At 67.3% G+C, this 2508-nt stretch carries 2 protein-coding genes; both read left to right on the top strand.

The annotated features are described in order from the left end of the window. Positions 1-1723 (top strand): trypsin-like peptidase domain-containing protein (locus ACLP25_RS04850; RefSeq protein WP_442468096.1); only part of this gene is annotated, 1723 nt, incomplete at its 5' end. 153 nt (positions 1724-1876) lie between these two features. Continuing rightward, positions 1877-2508 (top strand): hypothetical protein (locus ACLP25_RS04845; protein ID WP_442468095.1); only part of this gene is annotated, 632 nt, incomplete at its 3' end.

Raw genomic sequence — 2508 nt, 5'->3', positions numbered from 1 at the left:
GGCGCCTATGGCTCAACAATATCTGATCGGGTCGACTGACCTTGACAGGGCGTCACTTGCACGGGTCGGAGAAAGGGATTCCCTCGATTCGTACTTGGAGCTCTCCGAAGTCATAAGGGAGCGTTGCGGGCCTGAGGTCGCGTCCCTGTTCGCCGAGCCGGTGCGCGGCTTCAACCGCAACACCAGCACGCCGAACGTCACATGGTTCGCCTCGTATGAGGGAACGCCCTATCCATTTACTCAACTCGACTCCGCCGCTCTGAAACCGGTCGCCGAAATCCTCCGGCTTCGGCTGAAATCGCTTGGCGAGCTCCTTTCCGATCCCCGCCTCGGACCGCGGCTGGCGTCGTGGCTCTACGTCCTCACTCCGGCAGATATCCTGTCGATCAGCGGCCAGCCGGTGATCAAGAACTGGGGCATGATCCCGGCCGAGATCTCGGGAACTGAAGAAGCGCGGGAAGCGCACTTCCGACGGACGATCGAACCTTACACGCCCCGTCTGCCCCTCCCGCCGTTAAACGGCGAGGAGGCGCAATCGTTCGTTCAACGGCTTGCCCAGCTCGCCGCGCGCGACACCTCGATCGCCGCTCGACCCGCGCTCGGGCGGGCGGCTTCGGGGGACGAGACGCGCGCATCCGCGCCGCCGGTGCAACCGCCGGGCGTCGCGAGTTCCCCGGGGCGGCCGTGGCTTGCGCCGCTCGTCGCAACCGTCATCGCAGGCGCTTGCCTGGCGGCGATCGAGCTCTTGCACCTGCTCGTCTATCCTCCGCCGGATCTCGCCGCGCTCGCTCACGCCGACGTCGAAACCCAAAAAACGGTCAACGAAGCGCTCGAGGAGAGGCTGCGACAACTTCGGGCTCTGTCCGGAAAAGTCTGCCAGAATGTTCCGGGCGTCGCGACCCCGCCCGACGGCGCCGACTTCCGGACGCTTCTGCCTGCTCCCCCGGAGAAGAGCCAGGCGACGCCCGCGCCCACGCCGGAAGAGCCGCAGCCGGCGGCCACGACCATGGCGGACCTCCTGAACAAGGCGACGGTGCTCGTCCTGACGAAGGACGGCACGGGGTCCGGCTTCTTCATTTCCGACCGCGACATCGTGACCAATCACCACGTCGCGGCCGACTTCGACGTCGTCAAGGTCGGCAGCAAGGCGCTCGGCGGTTTTGTCGATGCGAGAGTGGTCGCGGTCGGCCCGGGTCGCGAGCGCGGCACGCGGGACGTCGCGGTCCTCGAAATCGAGCCGAAGGCGGGATCGGAAGCGCTGCGAATCGCGGCGGTTCCGGCCCAGCTCGCGCCGGTCACCGCGGCCGGGTTCCCGGGCGCCGTGCTCGAAACGATGCGCATGACGCCGGGCGGTCCGGCGCCAGAGCCGAACCTCACTCAGGGCGTGGTGACATCGCGTCAGAGGCAGGAGCCGGAAGGCGTGGGCACGATCATTCACACCGCGACGATCGGTCATGGAAACTCAGGAGGTCCGCTAGTTGATGAAGGCGGGTGCGTGGTCGGGGTGAACTCCTGGCTCGCCCTGGATACGGCGGGGGAACAGATCTTTCAGACCTTCGACCAGGCGCTCGACTCCTCGGAGTTGCGCAAGTTCCTGGACGAGAAGGGCGTCAAATACGCCGCGTCCGACTCGCCGTGTCCCGCGTCGCGCCTCCATCCGCCCGCACTTCCCGCCCCCACGCCTGCGCCGTCGCCCGGCGCTCCGGCGCCGGCTCATCCGTGATCGCCGACAATGGCCGCCTACCGTTTCGCCACGACGCGCCTCAGAGGCCTTCATACGGCGGGACGCGCGGCCGATCTCCAGCACGCGCTCATCTCGGCGCTGCTCACGCGCTATCTCGGCCAGGAATACGCGGGTCTGTTCGCGGACTTCGATGTGCGAGACAGCGACACGCGCGACTGGTTCGTCGATGCAGCCCCTGCGCCGGTTCCGCTCGCGCGTCTTCCTGAAGATGACCAACGCGCGATCCGCGCCCGCGCCGCGGACATGATCGCAGCGGTACGCGGCCTCGCCGACCGGATCGAGGCCCAGGGAGCGGAGGGCCGGAATGTCGCGCGTGTCTTGCGCGACGCCACTGTTTTTCCGCCGGGCGACCTGTGGTTTTATCGAGGTGCTCCGCTGATCGTGAACTGGGGCTACAGCCGGGACGAAACAGTCTCGCGAGGCGCCCCCGAAATTTCGGCGCAGATTCGTCTTGCGCCTTCCGTGGAGCCAGTTGTCCCGGTAGAGTCGAGGAAAGCGCCTGCCACCCCACCTCCCGAGACCGTCCGACGACCATCGGTTTCTCTCGCGGCCGCAATGCTGCTGTGGCTTCTTTTCGCGCTGACTATCGGCCGCCTCTATGGCGATCTCCTGCCGGCCTGCGGTGTCAAATGGCCCTTCCGTCCGGGCGCGGCCATCGGGGACTGTCCGGCCGTCGTCGCGGATTATCCGGTCTTCCGGGAATCGGTCCGTCTGCAGCGCGCGGTGGAGCAGGCCGAACTGTCCGTCGCCGAAGAGGCCCAAGC

It is taken from the genome of Roseiarcus sp., from assembly GCF_052145395.1.
In the GTDB taxonomy this organism is placed as follows: Bacteria; Pseudomonadota; Alphaproteobacteria; order Rhizobiales; family Beijerinckiaceae; genus Roseiarcus.
This window is presented reverse-complemented; position numbering and strand designations above follow the sequence as displayed.